The organism is Pseudomonas sp. MF6776 (assembly GCF_016613125.1).
In the GTDB taxonomy this organism is placed as follows: domain Bacteria; phylum Pseudomonadota; class Gammaproteobacteria; order Pseudomonadales; family Pseudomonadaceae; genus Aquipseudomonas; species Aquipseudomonas iridis.
In genome coordinates, this window is the sequence record NZ_JAENSQ010000009.1 from 125,635 (window position 1) to 148,874 (window position 23,240).

The window sequence follows — 23,240 nt, forward strand, 5'->3', positions numbered from 1 at the left end:
GGTGTACTCCTTTTGTTATTGGTGGCTACGGAAAGAGGTCCACAGACGCGTGCGCTGACGCATTTCCTTGAGACTCATGCTGCGGTCGGCATAAAGCCGTTCGCGCACGGCGCTCGGCGGATAAATGTCGGGGTCGTTGCGCACCGCTTCATCCACCAGCGGCGTCGCGGCCTGGTTGGCGGTGGCGAAAAACAGCGTATTGGTCAGCTCGGCGACCGAATCGGGGCGCAACATGAACTCGATGAACGCCCGGGCCGCTTCGGGGTGCGGCGCATCCTTGGGGATCGCTAGGTTGTCCTGCCAGATCAGCGTGCCTTCCTTGGGAATGCGGTAAGCGACCTCAAACGGTTTGTCAGCCTTGCGCGCCTGATCGGCGGCCATGCTCGCGTCGCCGTTGTAGGTCAGGGCCAGACACACTGTGCCGTTGGCCAGATCGCTGATCTGTCGACCGGTGGCGACGTACAGCACCGACGGCTGAAGTGTGTGCAACAACGCCTCGGCGGCGGCCAGATCCTGCTTGTCGGTGCTGTACGGATCTTTGCCGAGGTAATGCAGCGCCAGGCCGATGACCTCCTGCGGCGAATCGAGAATCGCGATCCCGCAGTCCTTCAGCTTGCTGGCGTATTCTGGTTTGAACAGCAGATCGAGGCTGTTCAACGGCACGTCAGGCAGGCGTTGTTTGACCGCTTCGACGTTCATCCCCAGCCCGAGCGTGCCCCAGGTGTAAGGCACGCCATAGCGATTGCCGGGGTCGACGGCGGCAAGTTTCTCCAGCAGATCGGCATCGAGATTGGCGTACCCCATCAGCCCGTCGTGGGGAATCTCTTTCAGTGCGCCGGCCGCCAGTCCACGGGCCAGCACGCTGGAGGATGGCACCACCACGTCGTAGCCGCTGCCGCCCGTGAGCAGTTTGGTTTCCAGCACCTCGGACGTATCGAACGTGTCGTAGCGCACATGGATGCCTGTTGCCTGCTCGAAGCGCTGCAAGGTCTTCGGCGGCACGTAATCGGCCCAGCTATAGAGGTTGAGGGTTTTGTCCTCGGCGTGAGCGTTGATGACCACGGACAACAACAGCGCGGGGAAACACAGCTTGAACACTTGAGCCATGACGAACACCTGACCGGAGGAAGTGGTGGCAGGATGCGCGCTCGGATACATTGGCAAAATACCAAGTTTATTAACCTGACTTTATCCCGGAGTAATGTGATGCTCGGGCAGCTTCATGATGTCGATTTGCAGTTGTTGCGCCTGTTTGTGCGGGTGGTTGAATGCGGCGGGTTTAGCGCGGCGCAAGGCGAACTGGGCCTTAGCCAGTCGAGCATCAGTCAGCAGATGGCGAAGCTGGAAACCCGTCTCGGTTATCGCCTGTGCAGCCGGGGCAAGGGCGGTTTCAGCGTGACGCCCAAAGGTGAGCAGCTGTTGATCGCCGTCCGCAGCCTGTTTGAATCGATTGAGACCTTTCGCCACCAATCCAACGGGGTCGCCGGGCGTTTGATCGGCGAAGTGCGTTTGGGCATCTCCGAAGCAGTCGACCAATCGGTGCTGCAACGGGTCGCCGAAGCGATCCGGCGCTTTCGAGAACGCGATGAATCAGTGCGCATCGAATTGATCAGCGCAATGCCCGGCGAGATGGAACGACTGCTGCTGCAACAACGGCTGGATCTGGCGATAGGCTATTTCTCGCAGGTGCAAAGTGCGTTCGACTACCGCCATTTGTTCAGTGAGACCCAGCATTTGTATTGCGCGGTCGGGCATCCATTGTTCAGCGATGATGCGCCCAGTGATGCGGCGATCGAGGCGTGTGACCGGGTTGATCATCCGTACCGTTTTTTACGCTTTGAAGAGCCGTTTCAAGGCAAGCGCTGTTCGGCGCGATCGGAGCAGGTTGAAGGCACGCTGGCGTTTATCCTTTCCGGCAAACATGTGGGTTATCTGCCGGATCACTACGCGGCTGGCTGGCAGAATAGCGGCCTGTTGCGTCCGCTGCGTGAGGGTGAGTTGAGTTTTGACGTGGCGTTCCATCTGGCCCGGCATCGGGCGCAGGTACCGGGGGATGCGCAGAAGGCGTTTGAAGAGGATTTGCTGGCGGCGTTTACCTGAAAGATCGCATGCTTCGACAGCTGCTGAACCAATCCCCTGTAGGCGCCACCGAAGTCTGCGATCGTTCGAAGTTGCCTGTGAAATCCTTCTACACCCAATAAAACCTGACCTTTCAGGCAGTTTTATTGCGTTGCCCTCGCCGCCCTCTTCCGGCATCCTGCGCCTCCATTTTCTGACCCGGCCCCGCCTCACGGCGCGCAAATCATCATGACCGCCTCCGAAAAAGCCCTGCGCAACAACGATCTGATCTACGGCCTCAACGACCGCCCGCACCTGACCGCCACTGTGTTTGCAGCGTTGCAACACGTGTTGGCGAGTTTCGTCGGCATCATCACCCCGACCCTGATCATGGGCGGCGCCCTCGGTCTGCAAAGCGAAATCCCTTACCTGATCAGCATGGCGCTGTTCGTCTCGGGCCTGGGCACGTTCGTTCAGGCCAAGCGTTTCGGCCCGGTAGGCTCTGGTTTGCTGTGCCTGCAAGGAACAAGTTTTTCCTTTATCAGCGTGATTCTCAGTGCCGGGTTTATGGTCAAGGCCCGCGGTGGCGGCACCGATGAAATCCTCTCGACAATCTTCGGCGTGTGCTTTTTCGCCGCGTTCATTGAAGTAGCGCTGAGCCAGTTCATCGGCAAATTGCGCATGCTGATTACCCCGGTGGTCACTGGCACGATCATCACGCTGATGGGCCTGTCGCTGATCAAAGTGGCAATGACCGACATCGCCGGCGGTTTCGGCGCGGCGGACTTGGGCGGCGCCAGCCATTTGTTTCTGGCGGCGCTGGTGCTCGGCACCATTGTTGTGCTGAACCGAGTCGACGTGCCGTTCCTGCGTCTGGGCGCGATAGTTATCGGCCTGACCCTCGGCTACGTCGTTGCGTGGTTGATGGGCGCCGTCGACTTTGCCAATTTGCCCGACGTGCCAGTGGTCAGCGTGCCGGTGCCGTTCAAGTACGGCTTCAATTTCGACTGGGTAGCGTTTGTACCCATCGCAGTGATTTTCCTCGTCTCGCCGCTGGAGGCTGCCGGTGACCTGACTGCCAACTCGATGATTTCCCGGCAACCGGTCAAAGGCCCGTTGTACATCCGCCGGATCAAGTCCGGTTTGCTCGCCGATGGTCTCAACTCGGCAATGGCAGCGGTGTTCAACAGCATGCCGATGGTGACCTTCGCGCAGAACAACGGCGTGATTCAGCTCACTGGCGTTGCCAGCCGTTACGTCGCCTTCTTCATTGCCGGCCTGCTGGTTTTGCTGGGGCTGTTCCCGATGATTGGTGCGGTGTTGCAACTGATGCCCAAACCCGTGCTCGGCGGCGCCGAACTGGTGATGTTCGGCACCGTGGCCGTGGCCGGGATCAAGATCCTCGCCGAGGCTGGCCTGCACCGGCGCAACATGCTGATCGTGGCCATTTCCCTGGGCATGGGCCTGGGCATCGCCGCCGTGCCGGAAGTCCTGCGCGAACTGCCCCAGGCGCTGCGCAACATCTTTGAATCGCCGATCACCGTGGGCGCGTTGTGCGCTATCGTGCTGAACATCTTCCTGCCGGAAGAATTCATCGAACTTGAGGAGGACGACTTCGATCCGGAAGCCTCTATCCTGCAAGTCATGGAAAACCCGGATGTCCCGGCCAAGGGTGAACCTGCCTCGCCTGCGGCTGTCGCACAGTTGAACCGCTAACGCTGCGCTCTGAATAAAAAAGGGCTGATCCGGTAGCGGCTCAGCCCTTTTTTGTTGAGAGACTGTTTATGCGCCGCTTGCACGCTTTGATCCTGTCGCTACTTTTGCTGTCGCTCAGTGCCTGCGCGCTGTTTCCCAATCGTGACCCGGTCAACATCAACGTGGTCGGGATCGAACCGCTGACCAGTCAGGATCTGGAAGTGCGTTTCGCGATCAAACTGCGCGTACAGAACCCCAACGAAACCGCTATCGATTACAACGGCATCGCCCTCGATCTGGAGGTCAACGGCCATGCGCTGGCCTCGGGCGTCAGCGACCAGAGCGGGACCATCGCGCGGTTTTCCGAAACCGTGGTCAGCGTCCCGGTCAGCGTTTCCGCGTTCTCGGTGTTGCGCCAGACCCTCGGCCTGAGCCAGACGCAAACCCTCGACAACCTGCCCTACGTGCTGCGCGGAAAACTCGCCGGCGGACTGTTCGGCACCATGCGTTTTGTCGACAGCGGCAAGCTCAGCCTGCCCAAGGCCAGCGCCGCGACCTGGTAAAAATGCGTTAGCCTCGCTGATCAACCCACTGACCTTGCCAGGCCGGCGCAATCCCGGATCCCGGTTGTTGTCCTGTGGGGATCCAGATACGACCCAGGCCAGGCTTTGCCACAAGGGTTATGTGTTGAACCGCACGCCCGGTTTGGCGCGCTCATCAACGCTCAACTCAAACACATCCGGCCGCGCATAATGGCCGACGACGTCGAAGTCATAGCGCGCCCGGATCAGGTCATCTGTATCGATTTCAGCCGTCAGCAGCCCTGCCTCGCCGCGTAACGGCCCCGCCAGCACATCACCCATCGGCCCGACGATCACGCTGCCACCGGCAATCAATGGACGATCCTGCGGCCAATTGGCGATCTCTAAACCCAGCTCATTCGGCGACGCCTGCACCTGACAGGCGCTGACCACAAAACAGCGCCCCTCATGAGCGATGTGGCGCATGCTCACCTGCCACATCTCGCGCTCATCCACGGTCGGTGCGCACCAGACCTCAATACCCTTGGCGTACATCGCCGTGCGCAGCAAAGGCATCATGTTCTCCCAGCACACCACCGCGCCGAGTTTGCCGACCTGGCTGTCGAGCACCGGCAGCGTCGAGCCGTCGCCTTTGCCCCAAATCAGCCGCTCGGTACCGGTGGGCATCAGTTTGCGGTGTTTGGCGACAAGTCCGGACTGCGGATCGAAATACAGCGCCGTGCAATACAACGTGCTGCCCGAGCGCTCGATCACGCCGATCACCAGATTGGCCCCGGTGCGCGCCGCCAAAGCCGCCAACGCGTCGGTCTCCGCACCCGGCATATCAATGGCATTGGCAAAATAACGCGCATACGCTTCACGACCTTCTGGCAATCGATAACCCAGTTGCGTGCCAAAGCCCTCACCTTTCGGATAGCCACCGAGCAAGGCTTCCGGCATCACCACCAACGCCGCCCCTGATTCAATGATGGCCGCCTCCCAACTGAGAATGTGCGCCAGGGTAGCGTCTTTGCCACCGGGTAATGCGCCGATTTGCAGCGCAGCAACGATTGATTTTGGCATCGCGGTCACTCCATCCGATTCAAGTGTTGCTGATTCTCCGGCGTCACGGGATCATGAATAAAGCCCCGTTCGCTGCTGAATGATATGAGCCAAATGAATATCGCCACGGTCGACCTCAACCTGTTGAAAGTCTTCGAAGCCCTGCATGAAGAATCCAGTGCCAGCCGCGCAGCGTTGCGTCTGGGCGTGACGCAATCGGCAGTCAGCGCGGCATTGCGGCGTCTGCGTGAGGTTTACGGCGATCAGTTGTTTGTGCGCACCGGCCGCGGATTGGCGCCGACGCTCAAGGCCAATCAACTGAAACCGGTGGTCAGCGAGGCGCTGAACAAATGCAGGCAAAGTCTGGCGATGGTTGATCCGACGGCCAATCACTACGACGGTCGTTCGGTCACTGTTGGCCTTTCGGACGATTTTGAAATTGCTTACGGCCGTCGCTTGATCGAGGAAATCGCTCGCAGTGCACCGAAACTGCGGCTGATCTTCCGCCAGACCCACAGCCAGATCGTCGCCCGCGCGCTGATGGAACGCAGCATCGACTTGGCGATCACTGCTGGCGGATTTGCCGAACGCTTGCTCAGCCGTCAGGTGTTGGGCGAAGGGGGTTATGCGTGCCTGGTGGACCCGGTGAGCCTTGCGCCCGGCCAGCAACAAATCGATCTGCAGGAGTTTGTTGCCCGCGAGCATCTTCTGGTGTCGTCGGGTGGTTTTATCGGCATCACCGATGAAGGGCTGGCGGCATCAGGCCTGAGTCGACGAGTGTGTGCGTCGACCACGCATTTTGCCGCGCTGCCTTTTCTGCTCAAGGGCAGTCAGGCGGTGGCGACGATCCCGGCGCATGCCGCCGCGAGCATCGCCGCCCTCAGCGGCCTGGCGCTGTTGCCCTGCCCGCTGGCCTTGCCGCGTTACCCGATCGAGCTGGGCTGGCGCACCAGTACCCAGCTCGACCCTGTGGTGGTGAAAGTCCGCGAAGCCATTGTTGCGTGTTTCAAGCGCGACTGAAGCGGCGTTACTTCGCCGCCATCAAGCGGTTGACCTCACTGCGCACCATGTTGGCGAACTCCGGCGGTGACATGCCGTCCAGTTCCGCACGGACCCACTCGGCCCATTTGCCTTTGCGCTTGGCCCGCTCGCCGAACAACCGTGCGGCTTCGCCTTTGGCCTTGCCCAGATTACTTTGCCAGAGGTCGAACAGACGGGATTTCTCGTCTTCCAGCGCGGCGCGCTCTGCGAGGGGTTTGTCGGCCAGATTGAAACTCATGGGGATTTATCCTGCGGCGTAAAATGCCGACATCTTACACGCTCGACGGAAATCTCCCGCGCAGGTTTTTGATTCCGGACTAAATTCAGTGCAACTTTTCCCCCAGCGTCACACTCCATTGATCACTGTCCATTCAACTGCAAGGAGTCACCCAATGGCCCGCAAATCCGCCGTGCAAGCCGCCCAGGATCAAATCAAGGATCAAGCCTTCAGCGACCTTCAGGCGCTGATCGAAGAGTCCGAAAAACTACTCAAGAGCAGTGCCTCGATGGTAGGTGAAGAAGCGGAGACCCTGCGCGGACAAATCTCGGTGAAGCTGCAGCAGGCGCTGGACTCGGTATCCAGCGTGCGTGATCGCACCAAACCTGCGGTCGAAGCCACCGAAAGCTACATCGGCGGCCACCCTTGGCAAACCGTGGCCATCTCGGCCGGCTTTGGCCTGGTGGTGGGTCTGCTGCTCGGTCGTCGCTAAGCAATCTCCTGTGGTGAGGGGACTCGTCCCCTCACCACACCTCAGTATCCAGCCAGCGTTCTGAGCTGCAGCAAAGTCGCCTCATCCAGCACAATCCCCTGCGCCAGTGACCTCGCCCTCTGCAAATGCCGACGGTCCCCCGGCAAGCGCTTGAGCCCTGCCCCATGCATCTGACGCACCAGTTCTTCGCTGCGTTCGGCAAAGCTTTGCCCCGCCGCCTTGCTTGGGTCGATGACGATCAACAGCTGGCCGGTCCACGGTGTTTTCGCCCCTGGATGGTTGGACCAGTCGAACTCGAAAGAAAAATTCCCTCCCGTAAGCGCCGCCGCGAGCAATTCGACCATCATCGATAGCGCCGAGCCCTTGTGCCCGCCAAATGGCAACAATGCCCCGCCTTCCAGAATCGCCTTGGGGTCCTGAGTCGGCTGGCCGAGGCTGTCGACGCCCATCCCCGGCGGCAGTTTTTCACCTTTGCGCGCGGCGATCTGCACGTCGCCATGGGCGATGGCACTGGTAGCCAGGTCGAAAACGATGGGTGCGGCGCCGGCGCGTGGGGCAGCAAATGCAATCGGATTGGTGCCGAACAATGGCCGGTCAGCGCCGTGCGGCACCACGCAAGTCATGCTGTTGACCACGCTCAATGCCACCAGCCCTTCCTCGGCGAAAGGCTCGACATCCGGCCACAGCGCGGCGAAATGGTGAGAGTTGCGAATGGCCAACACGGCGATTCCGGCGTGACGCGCCTTCTCCACCAGCAGCGCTCGTGCAGCCGCCAGTGCAGGCTGGGCAAAGCCATTACCGGCATCGACCCGAACAAAACCCGAGGCGACGTCTTCAACCTGGGGCACTGCCTGGCCGTTGACCCAGCCACTGTTCAGGGTCGAAACATAGCCGGGAATGCGGAACACGCCGTGGCTATGAGCACCATCACGCTCGGCATTGGCGCAGTTGGCAGCCAGCACCCGCGCTACTTCGGCACTGGTGCCATTGCGCAGAAACACGCTTTCAAGCAACCGGGTCAGCGCCTCAACGGTGATCGAGGAAGCGGCGGCAGGTATTGCACAATCGTTTGGCGCAGACATCTGAAGCTCCAGAATAGTTATTGGAGGGAACACCAGCGTACGGACAACTTGCGCACCGATTAACCACGCCACAACAGTACCCTGTCAACCCTTCGACGCCTGCCGTCCAAAGCACCAGCATCTGGCCGTGCGATAACTATCTACCACCTGCGCCGCCTTCATCGCCCCTAGTCTCGGATTTCACTCTTCGCGCCGCACGCGCCATTTCGAGACCTGATGATGACTGAGCCGGCATCCCCGCTGCTGTTTCCCGAAACCCTGAATTTTCCTGCGCTGTGGAGGCAACTGGGTAAAACGCACAACCTCAATGCCAAGGATTTCACCTGGCTGGGCCATGTAAAACTCGCCACCCAGGCACTGCGCAGCCGGCAAACCCCGCCGATGCTCGCGCAAAGCATTCACATTCACGCGGGCACGGCGCCCTCAGTGACGTTGGCAGGCTGTTTCATTCTCAGCGAAACGCCTGATGACAAGGGCGCGATCCTGTACACGCCCTATGACGGCATCAAGAAATACGAAAGCCTGGCCACGCTGAAAAAACAGCTCGAAAAACGTCTGAAGGACGCCGAAGAAGATGACCTGCTTCTGGCCTTCATCGCGCTCGGCCAACGCAGGGACATTGTCGAACAGCGGCAACGCACGCTGACGTTCGAAACCATCGAAGGCGACATTTTCGATCAGCAGAAGGCGCAGATTCTCGCGAGCCAGCAACGCAATGCCCAGGCCACGCTCGACGAGTTGAAACGCCTGCCCTCGCTGACATCGATGCTGGAAACGCTCCTCAACGGCTTGTTGAACATCCGTTTGCCTCACATCAATCAGGCGCTGACCCGAGTCAACTTCTACCTCGATGCCGCGCTGGGCAGCGCTAACGCCGTATCGCCAACGCAGTCCGTCAGGCACTGGCACGACTCCATCAGCCTGAGTGACGCAGTGTTGATGGTCTACCGCAATCAGGGTTGGCCAACTGACCAGATGCATGAGTTTTCCCATCCCGGGCGTGCCCCGTTCGATCGCGACCAGGCCGTATGGGAAGAGGCGCTTGATGCGGTCGCGGGCAAGCTGCAGGTGTTGCTCTTTCAACAATTGCAACACTACTGGCAGGCGCCCGCCGAAACAGGCTCGCCGCGTAACACGTTCTTCAGTGCCGTGCTGCAAGAGCAGGCCCGCGCGGACCTGATGATCAAACGCGAAGGCGCCATCCTCAGCGCTGACAAGTTCGCCGTCCTGCATCAGATGATCCAGCCCGACGCATTACCGGCCGGTCGCCCGACTATCGAAAACGTGCGGATCTGGGAGTACCAACCCGAGTATGTCGAGTTGGCCGGTTCGCTGATGATCAGCCACATTGATGCCTGTCTGTACACGCCCACGCACGGTTTGCAGGTGCTCAAGGACTACCCTGACCTGCGAGACACCGTGTTGAGCAAGTTCGGCGCACGCGGTCATCAGGATGAATTCTACGGCTTGCTGAGCATGCAGGAGCGTAATCGGTTCATTGGTTTCAATCGCCCGAACGTGACGGGAGAAAGCCTCGGCGGCGAGCCCTTCAAAGTGCTGTGCGAGGCGATCATCACCAAGCAACGGCAGAACATCGCCTACGCCTTGCAAGTGTTCCGCCAAAGCGATGGCGGCGTCGACATTCATTCATTGTTCGACAAGGCCCTGGATATCCGCGCCATGCTGCATGAACGGCTGTTGACTCTCGACGCCGGCGAGCGTTGGTCGACACGGCCGGTATTGACCGGCGTGCAACAACCTTCCGAAGTGCTGGCGCACAAGGCGATGAGGATTGCCGACACCTGTGATCTGGAAAACATCGTGCTGACCGGCACGTTCAGAGGGCAGCCGACGGCGACCGAAGCTGAACAGCGCCGGTACCTCGACACTCTCAAAGGCAGGCTCAGCAACGTGTTGGTCAGCGGCGTGACCCATGAGGCGCAGCTACGCGTTATGAGTGGTTCGCTCAAGGCGCCGGAGCAAGCGATTGTCGACACCGTGTTCAACAACGCTCAGCCCAGTCGCGATGATCGTCGCTCGCTCAATGGTTTCCGGCCCGATGCCTGGTCAATCACCCTCAGGAGCGCCGGGGTGTCGCAGGCGTTGGCCTTGGCCCACTGCTTTTTACTGACCGAGCGTGGCGGCCTGGATGACCTGTACTCCGGTCGCGCCGTTTTGTGGACACCCGCGCAGGGCCTGGAAGTCTTTGCCAGCATCGGTGCCGCCCGCCTCGCCCTGGAACATCGGCTCAAGGACAAGCTTGATCGCCTGACCCTGCTGGAAAACCTGCTGCCCCAGCAACGTCGGTTTCACAACGAGTACACGCTGGGTGCCTTGCGGTTGATCGAGGACAACGTGCTGCTGGAACGTGTGCAGTCCGGCATCGAGCATTTCCTTGCGCGTTGCAATCAGCTTCGCCAGCGCATCAAGACGGCGTCGAAACTCAAGGCTGCCTTTGACGTTGTGGTGAAAACCCCGATTGACACCAATTTGGAGCGCAGCGTCTACCTGGCCAACGCCATCCGCCAGCAACAATCGCTGCCGGCCTGGATGGGCATGGCGCCGGTGCAGGAGCAACAGCTTTATCTCGAACTGCTGGAGCAATGGCGCCACAGCGTGGTTGACCAGCAGGATTACCTCAGCGGCCTGCCTTCACTGCCCGAGTACGTCAGCCAGCGCTTGCAGTCGTTGCTCGACAGCCGTTTCCCGGGTAGCGCGCTCGACCCGCAGAACATCGAGATCACCCCCAACCTGGCATTGGCCGGCCCTGCGCGCCCGCTGACGGAATTTGCGTTGAATCATTTCAACATCGGCCAGGGCACCGGGTTCAAGGTCGCCTCGAAAACCACTCGGCGTCTACCGGCCGGCCTGGATCAAAGCGCTGTCAGGCAATTGCTGTTGTCGCTGGACATACCCACGACATTCACGGCGAAGATCACCGCCGCGTTGTCACCGGGCCATGCGCAAGCCACGGCGCGCAGACAGCGCTTTTATCGCCAGTTGCCCTGGCAATTGCTGCAACATGCGCAAGGTCTGAAGATGCAGCAACAGCTGTCCGCCAGCGCGTTCGATCACCTCTGCCAGGTGCTCGACATGCCGGATGGCCTCGCCCGCAAAACCGTCGAAGGCGCCCACGCGATTGTTTCTCCGCTGTCATTGTTCAAGACCGCAGGCGCAGTCGCTGTCGAAACCTTGGGGATGTACCTGATCGGTCCGGGTGGCGGCCACACCGGCCCATTGGTCCTGTATTCGCCGTATGGCGAAGAGGTGTTGCGCGAGTTCGCGGATTCGGCGAGCGTCATCGCCGCCATCAACACACCGGGAAGGTTCCAGGACCTGCTGATTCGCCGTTTGCCCCAGGCACAACAGTCGATCTTCGCTACGCTTTTACAATCGAGCGCTGGCACGACCAGTGAGTTCACCCTGTCCAGCACGCCCATCAACGGCAACGTGCTGCACAGGTTTTTCACTGACAACCTCAAACTGCTGCCGCAATTGCTGAGCTGCCAATTGCAACGCGACGCCCAGGCTGACTGGGACACGGCCAAAGCGCTGTTCAACCGAGGTATCAGCCTGAGCGCGAGCCTGCTACCGGGTAAAGTGTCCTACCTCACTTTTCTCTGGCAGGCCTACAAAGACTTCAAGCACTCCGCCGAAGGCTTGCAGGATCATCACTGGCCGCAAGCCCTGAAAAGCTTTATTTCAGGGGCGGCGCAAATGATCTCGCTGGGGCGTCTCAAGCTGGAAGGCACCGCGCCCGTCACCGACGTCCCTGCACCGCCCACCGCGCAGGCTGCACCGAGCTGGTCGCAAATCAGAACCACCTCGCCGCTGCGCACCGAGTTGCAGCCCTTCGAAGCCACGGATGTCGCGCTGCAGGATCTGCGGCATGTCCCACAAACCGGCCTCTACGAGGATCTGCTCAGCAAGCGCACCTATGCGCCGATCGCTGGCAAGGTAAACCGTGTAGAACAACCAGGGCCCGTCTGGCAGATGGTCAGCGATCTGGCACCCGGTCCGAGCCTGGTCCAGAGCGGCTCGCGCCTGTTGCTGGCGCCTGATCAGAACGCCGCGCATTACGGCAAAGTCATGTCGATCCTGTCGCGCGCGGATGATATTGAAGCCAACCGCAGGGCGTTGCTGAACATTGAAGCGATTGGCATGAAGGAGATTCAGCGCCTTCATCCGTATAAAGCACGGCAGATCCAGCAGGCCATCGACATAGCCCGTTTTTACGCTTTCAACAGTTTGCACAATCTGGCCCAACTCAAAGCCAACGTTCCCGGCAGCCGGCTGGATGGCTTTCTCAAGGTTTTTTTCGGGGTGACTGCGGTCGATAAAAACCTGTTAGGCAAGGTGCACAAGGCGATCGTGCCGATCTGTGAAGCGCTGGTAGACCCCAGCGATGACCTGATGAACACCGAGCGGTTTGTGGTGGGCTCCAATATCTACAAGTCCTCCGTCAGTGCGTTTGTACTGATCAAGGACGAGCGCAAAATGGTGCATTTCACCGAGCATTTCTTCGACCCGAACCTTGCCTACTACCAAGAGCATCTGAGTGAGCCCTTCAACATCGAAGGCCACGCCCAGGCCGCCACCCTGATCCACGAATTTTCCCATCAATACTCCGGCACCGAAGACTTCGCCTTACTGGAAGCGCGGCGACCGTTTCCCGATCTGATCAACACCATCACGGTCTTCGGGCGAGACCTGAGGGATTCGCTGGAAGAATTTCGAAACACTGCACTGTCCCTGCAAACGCCTCGTCAGGCGCTGTTTGCGCGCGAAAGCAATCAGCGCGGCGTGTTTGTCGATCTGGACAAGATCCCCGATGGCAAACACATCGGCAAAGAAATACTCAGGCTGACCAGCAGCCCGAACATGGATGAGGCGCGCAACGCTTTTTACAACCGGATCTCAGCGGATGCGCGGATCGATATCATTTTGCACAATGCCGACTCGCTCGCCCTGTTGATCTGCGAGATGGGCCGGCAACTGGACCCGGTGCCGGCGCCCTGAAAAAAAACATAAAAAAAGGCGCAGGTCGAAACCTGCGCCCTGGCTCAGACGATCGGGATCAGTCTTTCTGATCGCGCAGAATGTTGCCCGATGCGCCATCGATGCGGAACTCATAGACGACACCGTCAGACTTGTGCCCTTCCCCTTCCCAATAGCCATCGTTATCGGCCTCGATCTTGTAGATCTCGACATAACCGGCCTTGGTCTTCGCGGTATCGATGGCTTTTTCGATGGTGATCCAGCCTGCGCCTGGCTTGTCTGCCAGCGCAGCACCGGCGCTGAGCAGGCTTGCAGTGGCAATCAGTGCAGCAAAGGTCTTCTTGATCATTTTTTCACTCCATTTGTGGATAGTGGTCATTGGCGTCCTGTTTTTTGGGCGCCTGAGCGAAAAATAAGTTCCACATTGATGGGTAAATGCCATGACTTATGTTCTCGGCAACTTCCCGTCAAGGTTAGAATGTGCGAAATCAGGATGAGTCAATGACCCAAGACACTCTCTCGGAAGCCGAATACGATGCGATCACCGATGCCGCCGCGCATTGGTGCATGCGTTTGCACGCCGCCGACTGCACGGAAGACGAGCGTCGCGCATTCCAGCAATGGCACGATGCACATCCTCTGCATGCATTCGAGTACGAAGCCATGCTGGAAATCTGGGACGTTGCCGGACACCTGCCGCGCCCGGAGACAGCATTGGTCGTGCCGGTTACTCAGCCTGCCCGCCCATGGCGCCGCTACGCGATAGCGGCCGGGGTCTGCGCACTGGCGTTGCCGCTGACGGCTTACACCGGTTGGCATCTGGGCTGGCTGCCCAACAGTTATGAGCATTTTGCTGCCACTGACAATGTGCGTCAGGTGACGCTGAGTGACGGCAGCCAACTCGAACTGAACCTCAACACTGACCTGACCTTCAGCAACTACAAGGACGAACGCCGCGTCACGCTGAAAAAAGGCGAGGCATTCTTTACCGTCAGTCACGACACGTCGCACCCGTTTGTCGTGCGGGCAGGCGAAGGCAGAATCCGGGTGACCGGCACGCGGTTCAATGTCTGGATGTACGAGGATCAAGTGCGGGTAAACCTGATCGCAGGTTCGGTGCTGGTCAGCAGTAATCGTCAATTGCCGGGCGATGGCTTGCGTCTCGAGCCGTCCATGCAAGCGCGTTACAAACCGGGCGACTACATGCCGCAGATCAGCCAGACCTACCCTGACGATGCTTCGCTGGCCTGGCGCAGCGGCAAACTGGTGCTGGACAATCTGCCGCTCAGTGAAGCCCTGCCGCTGATCAACCGCTACCTGGAAAAACCGTTGATGCTCGCCGACAACAGCACCGGAGCGATTCGGGTGGGCGGTATCTACAACATCAAAGAGCTGAACAACCTCGCCAACTCCCTGCCCAAGGTCTTGCCCGTTTACCTGACGCGCAACAAGGAAGGCAACCCGGTGATCAACCCGATGCCGCAACAGCCGCCAAAAAGCTGAAGGCCGCGCCCCTTGCGGGATGCGGCCTTCAGTTTTTTTTCCAGTAACACCGTGTTTACTGTGCGGCGACCTTCCCCGTCTTGTCCAACGTCCCGTGAATGGTCTGCACCTGATACTGCGGGTCAGCCTGGATCTGCTGTTCGGTAAACGGCAGCACACTCCACTGTTTCTTCGAGAATGCCTCAGTCTGATCGCGCGAGTATTTCGATGCTGGATCGCTGGACAGCGAGAAGGCCAAAAGCCCCTGCGCGTTCGGGCCTTTTTCATCGAACGTCACGACTTGCAGATAACTGGTGCCACTGACCACCTCAAGCTTGCCATCCTCGCGTGGCACGCTCTGGATCGCGTTGTAGATCCCCAGCGTACCCGGCCCGCCATGGATCGGCGTCTGCCGCCCGCCGCTGCTGACCACCTGAATGTCGCCCCAACGGGTTTGCGGTTTCAGGCCCATTTTGGCCACCGTATCGACCGACGCCAGCATCGCTTCGCGAAGCGCCTTGGCCACCGCTGACTGCTCGACCGCCAGACCACGCGGCGTGTGTTGCGCGTCTTGCGGATCGAAGGCGACACGCCAGATGTCCACCGACTTCTGCAGGGCTTGCATGATGTTCTGGAAATGCACCAGGCCCAGGCCCGAATCCAGATTAGCCCGCCCGTCCCACGCTTTCAGGCTGGCACACACCGGTTTCAGTGCTTGCGCATCGGCGCCAAGGTCAGCGGCGCAGAACTTCAGCAGATCCGGCACCACTTGGGTCGCCAGATACACTTGATCGTCCATCACCATCTGCTGCAGATCCTTGATCCCCAACGCGCCTTTTTTGTTCAGGCTCGCCAGACGATCGAGGGCAAAGCGTGAACGCAAGCCCAGCGGTTGGCCATCCTGACTGATCAGCGGCGAGAAACCGGTGAGCGGTTGCGCCGGGTTGGCCAGCCATGCGGAATCGTTGGAGTGCTGGACAAAGTCCTTGCGCAGCAGTTGCGGCAATTGGCTGGCAGCAAAAATGCCCTTCTGCGCGGCTTGCGGGTCGACGTCCCAGGCGCAGGCGCTGTTTGAGCCGTCGAGCACGATCATCTGGGTGCCGATTCGCGGGTCACTGCACTTTGCAAGTTTTTCGCCGCTGACGTTCGGCACCACCGACAGGTTCATGTACAGCGTCTGCCCCTTGTCATCTGCGGCGAGCGTATTGACCCAGGGAATACCCTGAATCTTGTGCACCGAATCCTGCAAATCCTCAAGCGTGGAAGCCTGATTCATCGCATACCACTGCTTGAGCACGCGATCGTTGTCGAGGTTGGCATCACGCAGGCTGTAGGCGAACTGATTGTCCCAATCGAGCTTGCCCGGCCACTGCACAATCGGGCCGAACTTCGAGCTGTAGATGTCACGTGCCACCGGCAACACTTGCCCGTCCGCCTGTTTGACCTGCACGGTCACCGTCTGCTTGCTCATCGGCAATGATTGGCCATCGAGCAGATAGCGCGTCGGGTCTTTCGGATCGAGTTGCAGGCGATACAGAGTGAAGTGTTTGGAGGAATCGACCGTATGGGTCCAGGCCAGATGCTGGTTGAAACCGATGTTGATCATCGGCAGGCCCGGTAACGCGGCACCCATGACGTCAAGTTTGCCGGGAATGGTCAGGTGCATTTGATAGAAACGCATACCGCCAACCCAGGGAAAGTGCGGGTTGGCCAGCAGCATGCCGCGACCGTTGAACGACCGCTCGCCCCCCACCGCCACGGCATTGCTGCCACGATCAAGCGCAAAGCGCTGCTGACGGACATCTGCCATTTGGTAGGCGTGCGTATCGTTGGCGATCCGGGCCGTGGCCTGTGGCGGCGTGGCACCGGCAAGGGCTTCGGCGAATTGTCCAACCCCGCCCTCGACCAACAGACGACGGGTCAGCTTGACCAGATCTTGCGGGGCAATATCGCGAACCCATTCGCCCTGACATTGTTGCGGCAGGCCCTGCTGACGGCGTTCGGCGAGATAGCGGTTGTAGCCCGCAGCATAACCCTGGACCAGATCACGCACCTGTGCAGTTTGCGCCTGCCAGAAGGTGCTGACCGCTTGCGGCGTATTAAGCCAATTGAAAAAGACATCGCTGACACGGTTTTCACGCTCCTCGACGGTGAACTGATCCGGGCCGAAATAACGCGACCGCTGGCCATTGACCGTGACGATTTCGTTGGCCAGCAGGCACAGGTTGTCCTGCGCATAGGCGTAACCGATGCCGAAACCCAGGCTACGCTCGTCTTGTGCGCGGATATGCGGCACGCCGAAACCGGTACGGCGGATCTCGGCGCTGGTATCAATGGAGGGGCTGAATGCATGGGCCGAAAGGCTCAGCCCGAAAAGCATACCGGCAACGGCCAGTCCGGTTAACTGCCTGGAAATAATCACGCTCGCTCCTGATCGAAATGCCGAAGAGCGGATCTGCCTTGCCGCGCGAAACATGTGACGGGCAACGGATCCGCTGTAGTAACACCCACGCGTCCACGCGCAATGAGCCTGTCCTGAAAACGAACGTCGACGAAAAAAATTTAGCGCGGTGCGCGGCAGTTTTGCGCAGTGATTACGCGCAGAAGACGAAATCCCGACAAATTTTCTACATTTTTTCTTTCATGATTTGGCGAGCTGAAACGTCTTGTTTAGAGAGCGCAAAAAAACCTTTCCCGATCGGGCTCTGAAAAGGAGTAATTGCATGTACAACCCGCAACTACCAACGGACGGTAGCCAGGCGCCACAAGGAGCATCCATGAGCCCCCACGCGAGCGATTTCGGACAACGCATCGAGCGTCACGGCAATGAACGCATCCGGCTGTTGCTCAAAAGCTTCGGTCTGCGCACCAGCCTGATTCGCCTGAAGGTCATCGACGCCCTGCTGGTCGCGGCACAAAACGACCGTCGCCTGGGCGTTCGCGGCGTCCATAGCCAATTGCTGGATCTGGATATTCCGCTGTCCTTCCTCAGTGTGCGCGAAGTCCTCAAGCGCCTGAGCGCCGAAGGTGTGATCACCTTCAACGCGGACAAGAGCTACAGCCTGCATCCGCAGGCTGCTGCAGTCCTCGACACCGAGTGAAACGTACTGCGATCGCCGTCAGGGTTTGACCTTGCGGCGCATTACGCCGTTGATCACCACGACGATCACTGCCACACCGATGGCGACGTACTGGAAGGTCTTTTCATCGATCTTCCCGGTGTTTTGCAGCCAGGACAGGCCGAGCATGATCGCCAGTACGGAGACGGCGATCAGAATCGAATAAATCAAACGTTGCTTCTGGGTCATTGCGGCTTCCTGAAACTTTGGAATGTATCCACTTGCATGCCATGCACTTGCCGTCATACGGGTAGGCGCCGCTGCAAACGGGGCCTCATGTTACAGCCGATAGAGGCTTTTGGCTTCATCACGGCTTCAAGACGACCATCATCCTTGCGCCGGGGAAGCCCCGGCGACGACCAACATCGTTAACAGGATATTTCACCCCGCCTGCTCGCCAGTGTCAGATGCCGGGCATGAAAAATACACACTGAATTAACTGAAAAACAATGCCCGCCCCATTCGCGGGCATTTTTTTTGACCATGGATGACTGTCCGGTAACGTCTTGTTTTACTGGCGTTTTGGGTCCGTTTCATATCCTGCAAAGATTCGAAATTTAATGTTTCAGCTAACCAGTAGGTCACGCCAATGTCTGGACCTAGGCTCTGCAACCTCCTCCTTACCTGACAAGGATGTTTATGCAGAGAACATTGATAAGAATCGGGCCACGCCAAGTGGTGGGATTCTGTCTGGCGCTTAGCGCTTTTGAACTCCTGACCTATATGGCCAGTGACTTGATCATGCCAGCGATGTTGAGCGTCACTGAAGAGTTCCAGGCCGATGTTCGCCATGTTCCCAATGCCTTCAATCTTTATCTGTTGGGCGGCGTCTGCCTGCAATGGCTGCTGGGCCCAATGTCTGATCATTGGGGGCGGCGCCGACTGCTATTGATCGGCTGCGCCGCATTCGCTGCTGCCTGTGCCGCCGCTTTCGCTACCCGCAGCATTGAAGCGTTCAATGCGCTGCGCCTGATACAGGGCATGGGGCTGGGGTTTGTCGTGGCCGTCAGCTATCCGGCCCTACAGGAAGTGTTCTGCGAAGCGGATGCCGTGCGCCTGATGGCCCTGCTCGGCAACATTGCGCTGCTATCGCCGTTGCTCGGCCCCATGCTCGGCAGCGTAATGCTGGAATGGCTGACATGGCGCGAACTGTTTTTGGCACTCGGCATTGCTGCGGTGCTGGTCTGGCTGGGGCTTTACGCCTGCATGCCAGAGACCGTGGGGGTTATCCGCCGCGATGGGCAGCAGCAAGCCCGCGTGGCCTTTTCCATGCGTCAGATCCGCCAGCGCTACCTTGCCCTGCTCGGTAACCCGCGGTTCCTCGGCGCGAGCCTGGCCCTGGGGCTGATGAGCCTGCCACTGATTGCCTGGATCGGTCTGGCGCCGTTGCTGCTGATCCAGGGCTTGGGCCTGACGCCGCTGACGTATGGCCTGTGGCAAATTCCGATTTTCTCTGCCGTCATCGTCGGCAATCTGATTCTCAACCGTCTGCTGGTGACGCACTCGTTATCACGCCTGATTCAACTGGGGCTTTGGCCGTTCTGCCTGGGCCTGCTGGCGCTGATCGGCTGCGCGATGCAGGGTCTGGGACTGACAGCGACAGTCGCCAGCCTGGCGCTTTACGCCGTTGGATTGGGCATCAGCAACGCGGCGTTGTATCGGCTGGCGCTGTTTTGTTCGGATGACAGCAAAGGCCTGGTCTCGGCCATGGTCGGCATGATTTCGATTGCCGCGATGGGCATCGACGGCTCAATTATTGCGGCCATTGGCGGCGGAACCCGGCTTGAGTTTTTCGCCCTGTGGGCCGCGCTCGGAGGCTTGATGTGCCTGCCGCTGTTGCTCTGGTTTCTACAAGACGCCAAAACCGCGTTCGCCGCACCTGAATAAGGGAACATCGATGATCCATTTACCCGCGAGCGATGCGTTATGCGCGTTGCCCCATCCTTATTGCCCGCATTCCGTGCCCACGGGCCTGTTCGAACGGGCCATGGCCGAGATCAGCCGTTTTCATTGCCAGCACACACCGGGCTACGAACATTGGTTGAACGCCCACGGGCTCGGTGCGCATGACCTGGACACGCTTGATGACTGGTCGCGCTTGCCACCGATCTTCGCCAATTTTTTCAAGCAACGGCTGCTGCTCAGCAGCACCGGCGCCAATGCCCTGGAACTGACGTCTTCCGGCACCAGCGGTCAGCGCAGCCGCATGCGCTACGACGAGCGCAGCCTTGGCGCGGCGCAATTCATGGTCGCGCAGATCTTCCGCCATTACGGTTGGGACACCCCGGACACGCCCTGCAACTACTTGCTGCTGAGTTACGAGCCGCAAGGGCTGATCACGCTTGGCACCTCGTTCACCGATCAGTTTCTGTGCCGCTTCGCCCCCGCCAACCTTGTGGTCTATGCCTTGCGCAGCACCGGTAACGGTCATCGGTTTGATGTGTTTGGCGTCATCCAGGCCTTGCAGGCGTTTGCCGAAGAAGGTCTGCCGGTACGCATCCTCGGCTTCCCGGCGTTTCTCTGGCAGACCTTGCAACAGATGCAGGCCCTCGGCATGCCAGATCTGAAACTGCCGGCCGGTTCCCTGGCATTTTTCGGCGGTGGCTGGAAAACCCAGGCCGCACATGAGATTCCCAGGCAACAGCTATATGCCTGCATCCACCGCCAACTGGGCATTGAAACCTCGCGTTGTCGAGATGGTTACGGTGCCGTCGAGCATGCCGTGCCTTACATCGAATGCGCCCATCACCGTTTTCATGTCCCGGTCTATTCGAAGGTGTACGTGCGCCATCCAGCTGATTTTTCTATTCAACCCTATGGCCAGCGAGGCCTGCTGGGATTCGTCTCGCCCTATATCTCGTCCAGTCCCGCACACGCGGTGGTGATGAGCGATCTGGCGACGTTGCACCCTGGCCAGAGTTGCGGCTGCGGGCTGAGCAGCGATTGGTTTGAACTGCACGGCCGCGCAGGCACTACCGCAGGCAGAAGTTGCGCGATGGCAGCGGCCGACCTGCTGGGGAGTTACTGATATGTACTTGATCGACGGACAATTACGCGACGCCTGCGACCTTGACGCTGCGCTTGAATGCCTTCAGGCCGATCTTGCGGATCATCTGAGCACGCCGCTGCAAAGCAGCACGGTGATCAGCGCAGCGACCTGCTTTGCTGAGCAACTGAGCGGCGACAATCAAGAGCTCGCGCTCGATCTCGAACATCGACAGGCCCTGATCGAGTTCTGCACGGCCGAGGCATTGCAGATCAAAGTGCAACGCGAACTGGGCGCCCAACCGGGCTCATTGCGCCGCATCGACTATCGACAATCGCACTTCGAATGCTGGAGCCCACTCGGGCTGGTGGTGCACATCACGCCGGGCAACGCGCCGTTGCTGGCGTTCTGCGCGGTACTGGAAAGTCTGTTGGCAGGCAACGTCAACTGGTTACGACCCAGCAGCAGCGATCAAGGCCTGACCGCACGGTTACTGCACGCCTTGTTGCAATGCGATTCGAGTGGCCAAATCGCTGGTTACGTGGCGGTATTGCCAGTGGGCACGGGGCAGATCGGGCAACTGTGTAAACGCGCCAATGGCGTTGCGGCGTGGGGCGGTGAGCCCGCCTTACAAGCCATTCGCAAGCAGCTCCCGTCCGGTTGCCGGTGGATCGACTGGGGACATCGCATCAGTTTCGTCTATCTGACGACCGAAGCCGCCACAGCGCAGAACCTCGATGCTGTCGCCGATGAAGTCTGTCGACTGGATCAGCAGGCCTGCTCCAGCCCGCAATGGCTGCTGGTGGACAGTGACGACCCGATCGTATTACGCGAGATCGGTGAGCGCCTGGCGTCAGCCTTCGAACGCCGCGCCGAGAATTGGCCGGCGCTGCTGCCAACGCCACAGGAAGGCGCGCAGATCACCACGCACACGCACATGGCTCGCTTGGCGCAGAGCTTCGCGGAACAAACCGGCCATGTCTGGAGCGCGCCGGGCTGGCGGGTGATCTGGGCGCATGAGCGTCAACTCGCCCCCTCCCCGCTGTTTCGCAGCGTGCTTTTGCATCCGGTACCGCGGTCGCTGATCACCGACACCCTGCTGCCATGGCGCAACGTCCTGCAAAGTTGCGCGCTGCTGTGCGGCGAAGCACAGATTGGCGAGTTGGCACGGATGCTGATCCGTGCCGGTGTGACGCGCATCGCGCCAGTGGCCGGCATTCACGATGGCTATGACGGTGAGCCCCATGATGGCGTCTACGCGTTGCAACGGCTTAGTCGACGTGTGTCGGTCAGCGTCGCCGCCGGCCTGTTGCCAAACCACGCCACCCTTGATCCCGCGCCTGTACCCGTAACACTTTGCGGGCAGCCGATCATGGACAAGGAGCGTTTCAAGGGCCAGCCGTTCAACGCGGCGGCGCAGTTGTATTTCCGCTCCGGTGGCAGTAGCGGGACGCCTGTGCTGTCTGGGTATAGCTATGGTGATTTCCATCGACAGATGCGCGCAACAGCGGACGGTTTGTTTGCTGCGGGCCTGGATCCGGCGCGGGATCGGGTAATGAACCTGTTCTTCTGCGGCGGGTTGTACGGCGGTTTCCTGAGTTTCGCCAAAGTGCTTGAGTTGCTGGACATCCCCCACCTGCCGATGGGCGCCCCGGCCGATGACGATTACCGCGACATCGCCGAGTTGATCATCAGTCAGCGCGTGACGGTGCTGATGGGTATGCCAAGCACTCTGCACCGCTTGTTCCTCAACGAACGGGAGCGCTTGCAAGCCTACGGCGGTATCACCAAGGTGTTTCTCGGCGGCGAACATCTCAGTGAACCGAGTCGTGCTCTTTTGCGCCGGTGCGGTGTGACCAGCATCCGCTCGGCGATTTACGGAAGTGTCGACGCCGGCCCTCTCGGTCATGCCTGCCAGGCTACGGGAGATGGCATTTTTCATCTGATGAACGACACCCAACATCTGGAAATTGTCGCGCTCGACGCCGATGAGCCTGTGGTCGGCAATCAAGTCGGCCGCCTGTTGTTCACCTCCATCGCCCGGGAGGCGCAAAACGTTCAGCGCTATGACGTCGGCGACACTGGCCGCTGGGTATCCGGTGCCTGTGCTTGCGGACTGGCCTCTCCACGCTTCGAACTGCTGCAACGCCACGGCAAATTGATCCGCATCGGCACCGACTTCATTTCATTGAGCGAACTGGCGGTGCATCTGCAAGTGCCGTTTCAAGTGCTGCTGGATCATGCACCCGACGGTATCGAGCGCATGCGTTTGCGCAGCGAACTCGAAACTGTTGACGTGCAGGCCCGACTGTCGAGTTACCCGACCCTGGCAACGATTATTCACAGCGGGTTGCTGAATCTCGAAGTTGAAGTCTGTGCCATCAAAGACTTCGCCCGAAACAAGCACAGCGGCAAGACGCCGTTAATGATTGATTCGCGCAACTGACACTTCCCGTGAGTCAAGCCAGAAAACTATAAAAAAGGTC

18 protein-coding genes are annotated in these 23,240 nt (G+C 59.6%); 11 read left to right on the forward strand and 7 right to left on the reverse strand.

The window, feature by feature from the left end; genetic code table 11:
- Positions 1 to 15: 15 nt before the first annotated feature.
- Complete coding sequence (locus JJD74_RS12955) at positions 16 to 1,107, reverse strand: polyamine ABC transporter substrate-binding protein (RefSeq protein ID WP_200614397.1); 1,092 nt, start codon at positions 1,105 to 1,107, stop codon at positions 16 to 18.
- Between the two features lie 99 nt (positions 1,108 to 1,206).
- Between JJD74_RS12955 and JJD74_RS12960 the strand changes: the two genes are divergently transcribed.
- The 3 genes from JJD74_RS12960 to JJD74_RS12970 all read left to right on the forward strand — a co-directional run bounded on the left by JJD74_RS12960 (position 1,207) and on the right by JJD74_RS12970 (position 4,316).
- The gene (locus JJD74_RS12960; protein ID WP_200614399.1) at positions 1,207 to 2,100 is read left to right on the forward strand and encodes a LysR family transcriptional regulator; all 894 of its coding nucleotides are present in this window, start codon (positions 1,207 to 1,209) and stop codon (positions 2,098 to 2,100) included.
- Between the two features lie 207 nt (positions 2,101 to 2,307).
- Entirely contained in the window at positions 2,308 to 3,774 is a 1,467-nt protein-coding gene (locus JJD74_RS12965) for a nucleobase:cation symporter-2 family protein (protein WP_042559035.1), read from the forward strand.
- A gap of 68 nt (positions 3,775 to 3,842) precedes the next feature.
- Positions 3,843 to 4,316 (forward strand): LEA type 2 family protein, encoded by a 474-nt coding sequence (locus JJD74_RS12970; RefSeq protein WP_047300982.1) that lies wholly within the window; start codon positions 3,843 to 3,845, stop codon positions 4,314 to 4,316.
- A 117-nt stretch (positions 4,317 to 4,433) separates the two neighbouring features.
- Here JJD74_RS12970 and JJD74_RS12975 read toward each other — a convergent pair whose 3' ends face one another.
- Positions 4,434 to 5,357 (reverse strand): carbon-nitrogen hydrolase family protein, encoded by a 924-nt coding sequence (locus JJD74_RS12975; RefSeq protein WP_200614402.1) that lies wholly within the window; start codon positions 5,355 to 5,357, stop codon positions 4,434 to 4,436.
- Positions 5,358 to 5,441: 84 nt separating this feature from the next.
- Between JJD74_RS12975 and JJD74_RS12980 the strand changes: the two genes are divergently transcribed.
- Entirely contained in the window at positions 5,442 to 6,356 is a 915-nt protein-coding gene (locus JJD74_RS12980) for a LysR family transcriptional regulator (RefSeq protein WP_200614404.1), read from the forward strand.
- 7 nt (positions 6,357 to 6,363) lie between these two features.
- Here the strand turns inward: JJD74_RS12980 and JJD74_RS12985 are convergent, their stop codons facing one another.
- A complete protein-coding gene (locus tag JJD74_RS12985) occupies positions 6,364 to 6,615 on the reverse strand; it encodes a hypothetical protein (protein WP_042559031.1) in 252 nt (83 codons plus the stop codon).
- 154 nt (positions 6,616 to 6,769) lie between these two features.
- On the opposite strand from JJD74_RS12985, the gene JJD74_RS12990 reads away from it, so the two are divergent.
- Complete coding sequence (locus JJD74_RS12990) at positions 6,770 to 7,087, forward strand: DUF883 family protein (RefSeq protein ID WP_047300978.1); 318 nt, start codon at positions 6,770 to 6,772, stop codon at positions 7,085 to 7,087.
- 41 nt (positions 7,088 to 7,128) lie between these two features.
- Here JJD74_RS12990 and JJD74_RS12995 read toward each other — a convergent pair whose 3' ends face one another.
- The gene (locus JJD74_RS12995) at positions 7,129 to 8,169 is read right to left on the reverse strand and encodes an Ldh family oxidoreductase (RefSeq protein WP_200614407.1); all 1,041 of its coding nucleotides are present in this window, start codon (positions 8,167 to 8,169) and stop codon (positions 7,129 to 7,131) included.
- Between the two features lie 219 nt (positions 8,170 to 8,388).
- Here JJD74_RS12995 and JJD74_RS13000 point away from each other — a divergent pair, with 219 nt between their 5' ends.
- Positions 8,389 to 13,188 (forward strand): dermonecrotic toxin domain-containing protein, encoded by a 4,800-nt coding sequence (locus JJD74_RS13000; RefSeq protein WP_200614409.1) that lies wholly within the window; start codon positions 8,389 to 8,391, stop codon positions 13,186 to 13,188.
- Between the two features lie 58 nt (positions 13,189 to 13,246).
- Here the strand turns inward: JJD74_RS13000 and JJD74_RS13005 are convergent, their stop codons facing one another.
- Entirely contained in the window at positions 13,247 to 13,516 is a 270-nt protein-coding gene (locus JJD74_RS13005) for a PepSY domain-containing protein (protein WP_200614412.1), read from the reverse strand.
- Between the two features lie 152 nt (positions 13,517 to 13,668).
- Here JJD74_RS13005 and JJD74_RS13010 point away from each other — a divergent pair, with 152 nt between their 5' ends.
- Positions 13,669 to 14,670, forward strand: a complete 1,002-nt coding sequence (locus tag JJD74_RS13010) for a FecR family protein (protein WP_200614414.1) — start codon at positions 13,669 to 13,671, stop codon at positions 14,668 to 14,670.
- A gap of 55 nt (positions 14,671 to 14,725) precedes the next feature.
- On the opposite strand, the gene pvdQ is transcribed toward JJD74_RS13010, so the two are convergent.
- Entirely contained in the window at positions 14,726 to 17,071 is a 2,346-nt protein-coding gene (gene pvdQ / locus JJD74_RS13015) for a bifunctional acylase PvdQ (RefSeq protein WP_200614417.1), read from the reverse strand.
- A 301-nt stretch (positions 17,072 to 17,372) separates the two neighbouring features.
- Here pvdQ and JJD74_RS13020 point away from each other — a divergent pair, with 301 nt between their 5' ends.
- A complete protein-coding gene (locus JJD74_RS13020; RefSeq protein WP_047300975.1) occupies positions 17,373 to 17,750 on the forward strand; it encodes a fe2+ zn2+ uptake regulation protein in 378 nt (125 codons plus the stop codon).
- A gap of 18 nt (positions 17,751 to 17,768) precedes the next feature.
- On the opposite strand, the gene JJD74_RS13025 is transcribed toward JJD74_RS13020, so the two are convergent.
- Positions 17,769 to 17,957, reverse strand: coding sequence for a hypothetical protein (locus tag JJD74_RS13025; RefSeq protein ID WP_200614420.1), 189 nt, complete (start codon positions 17,955 to 17,957; stop codon positions 17,769 to 17,771).
- Between the two features lie 450 nt (positions 17,958 to 18,407).
- On the opposite strand from JJD74_RS13025, the gene JJD74_RS13030 reads away from it, so the two are divergent.
- Genes JJD74_RS13030 through JJD74_RS13040 form a run of 3 tightly spaced genes read left to right on the forward strand, consistent with a single transcriptional unit; the run spans position 18,408 to position 23,200 of the window.
- Positions 18,408 to 19,655, forward strand: coding sequence for an MFS transporter (locus tag JJD74_RS13030; protein WP_200614422.1), 1,248 nt, complete (start codon positions 18,408 to 18,410; stop codon positions 19,653 to 19,655).
- Positions 19,656 to 19,665: 10 nt separating this feature from the next.
- Positions 19,666 to 20,796, forward strand: a complete 1,131-nt coding sequence (locus JJD74_RS13035; protein WP_200614424.1) for a LuxE/PaaK family acyltransferase — start codon at positions 19,666 to 19,668, stop codon at positions 20,794 to 20,796.
- Between the two features lies 1 nt (position 20,797).
- Positions 20,798 to 23,200: an acyl-CoA reductase gene (locus tag JJD74_RS13040; RefSeq protein ID WP_200614427.1), complete on the forward strand. Its 2,403-nt coding sequence runs from the start codon at positions 20,798 to 20,800 to the stop codon at positions 23,198 to 23,200.
- Positions 23,201 to 23,240 lie beyond the last annotated feature (40 nt).

Excerpts from the sequence above, each read along its gene's own strand:
- JJD74_RS12955 (WP_200614397.1), bottom strand. The coding sequence starts at position 1,107 with ATGGCTCAAGTGTTCAAGCTGTGTTTCCCCGCGCTGTTGTTGTCCGTG.
- JJD74_RS12960 (WP_200614399.1), top strand. The coding sequence starts at position 1,207 with ATGCTCGGGCAGCTTCATGATGTCGATTTGCAGTTGTTGCGCCTGTTT.
- JJD74_RS12965 (WP_042559035.1), top strand. The coding sequence starts at position 2,308 with ATGACCGCCTCCGAAAAAGCCCTGCGCAACAACGATCTGATCTACGGC.
- JJD74_RS12970 (WP_047300982.1), top strand. The coding sequence starts at position 3,843 with ATGCGCCGCTTGCACGCTTTGATCCTGTCGCTACTTTTGCTGTCGCTC.
- JJD74_RS12975 (WP_200614402.1), bottom strand. The coding sequence starts at position 5,357 with ATGCCAAAATCAATCGTTGCTGCGCTGCAAATCGGCGCATTACCCGGT.
- JJD74_RS12980 (WP_200614404.1), top strand. The coding sequence starts at position 5,442 with ATGAGCCAAATGAATATCGCCACGGTCGACCTCAACCTGTTGAAAGTC.
- JJD74_RS12985 (WP_042559031.1), bottom strand. The coding sequence starts at position 6,615 with ATGAGTTTCAATCTGGCCGACAAACCCCTCGCAGAGCGCGCCGCGCTG.
- JJD74_RS12990 (WP_047300978.1), top strand. The coding sequence starts at position 6,770 with ATGGCCCGCAAATCCGCCGTGCAAGCCGCCCAGGATCAAATCAAGGAT.
- JJD74_RS12995 (WP_200614407.1), bottom strand. The coding sequence starts at position 8,169 with ATGTCTGCGCCAAACGATTGTGCAATACCTGCCGCCGCTTCCTCGATC.
- JJD74_RS13000 (WP_200614409.1), top strand. The coding sequence starts at position 8,389 with ATGACTGAGCCGGCATCCCCGCTGCTGTTTCCCGAAACCCTGAATTTT.
- JJD74_RS13005 (WP_200614412.1), bottom strand. The coding sequence starts at position 13,516 with ATGATCAAGAAGACCTTTGCTGCACTGATTGCCACTGCAAGCCTGCTC.
- JJD74_RS13010 (WP_200614414.1), top strand. The coding sequence starts at position 13,669 with ATGACCCAAGACACTCTCTCGGAAGCCGAATACGATGCGATCACCGAT.
- JJD74_RS13020 (WP_047300975.1), top strand. The coding sequence starts at position 17,373 with ATGTACAACCCGCAACTACCAACGGACGGTAGCCAGGCGCCACAAGGA.
- JJD74_RS13025 (WP_200614420.1), bottom strand. The coding sequence starts at position 17,957 with ATGACCCAGAAGCAACGTTTGATTTATTCGATTCTGATCGCCGTCTCC.
- JJD74_RS13030 (WP_200614422.1), top strand. The coding sequence starts at position 18,408 with ATGCAGAGAACATTGATAAGAATCGGGCCACGCCAAGTGGTGGGATTC.
- JJD74_RS13035 (WP_200614424.1), top strand. The coding sequence starts at position 19,666 with ATGATCCATTTACCCGCGAGCGATGCGTTATGCGCGTTGCCCCATCCT.
- JJD74_RS13040 (WP_200614427.1), top strand. The coding sequence starts at position 20,798 with ATGTACTTGATCGACGGACAATTACGCGACGCCTGCGACCTTGACGCT.